Here is a 1266-nt window from a genome sequence, read left to right on the forward strand (position 1 = left end):
TGATTCATAAGAAGACCTCTTTTCTGGATTTGTGGTTATCTCTAGATTAAGGGTCTTCTTTCTTTTTGTCTACTTTAATTTCTTGCCCTACTATTTTACTTTCCGACAACTATTTTACACATAGAGAAACATCCCTCGACCATTTTTTCTCAAAATCGGTCGAGGGATGTATTCATTTTAGGGGAGTTTTTTCCCAGCCCTCATAGGTTTTCTTTTACTTGGCTAACGCCAAAAGGTTCTTGCTGGCATTGATGTCTCGGTCCAGATACTCCCCGCAATTAGGGCACTCCCATTCCCGTATGTGGAGGGGTTTCTTGCCGTCACGGTGTCCACAGGCAGAACAAATCTGGCTGGATGGATAGAACCTGTCCGCTTTGATGATTGTACGTCCTTTTTGTTCCGCTTTGTATTCCAACTGGCGGACGAATTCATGCCATCCGGCATCGCCGATGCTTTTTGCTAGTTTATGGTTCTTCATCAGGTTCTGGGTGGACAACGTTTCGATTACGATGACTTGGTTTTCGTCTGTAATTTTCTTCGTTAGTTTGTGCAAGAAATCCTTCCGCTGATTAGCAATCTTTTCGTGTTTCTTGGCGACTTGCAGGCGGGCTTTGCTCCGGTTCTTCCCGCCTTTTTGTTTGCGGGACAACGAACGCTGGGCTTTCTTGAGTTGCTTTTCTGCTTTATATAATTGTTTGGGGTTTTTGTGTTTCTCTATCTCGCCTAAATCGTTGGTAGTGATAGCGAAATCGGAAATGCCTAAATCAATCCCGATTTTTCTTTTGGTAATTTCCACTGCTTCGTCTTCTGATTTCACCAGAATAGAGACGAAATACTTTCCCGACTTGATGACTCCTTCAAACTTTCTGTGTTGGTTCAGCTTCACGAATCCAGTTTTTGGAAGTTTGATTTTTCCGTCTTCTATGCGGATATTTCCGCCTTGGTTGTTGGTGGTATAACTCGCTTTCGACTTGTGTTTGGATTTGAACTTCGGGAAACAGACGGACTTGTCTCGGAAAAAGTTTTTATAGGCTCTTTCCAGATTCTGTTGGGCATTCGCTAATGCTAGACTATCCACTTCTTTCAAAAACGGACATTCTTTTTTGTATTGCGCCGGTGTATTGTGGAGCATTTGTTTCGTTTCTTTGTAGTGGTTGATTTTGTCGCTGAGCATTTGGTTGTAGATGAAGCGGGCGCAGCCAAAACAATTCGCAAAATATTCTTTTTGCTGTTCGGTTGGGTATAATCTGTACTTGTATGCTTTCA

1 protein-coding gene is annotated in these 1266 nt (G+C 42.5%); it reads right to left on the reverse strand.

Going from position 1 to position 1266, the window contains the following annotated elements; genetic code table 11:
- Positions 1 to 214: 214 nt before the first annotated feature.
- The coding region (tnpB, locus tag ACYQ2O_RS12320) for an IS200/IS605 family element RNA-guided endonuclease TnpB (RefSeq protein ID WP_459796711.1) at positions 215 to 1266 on the reverse strand (1052 nt) is incomplete at its 5' end.

Source organism: Alkalibacterium sp. m-11 (assembly GCF_054658155.1).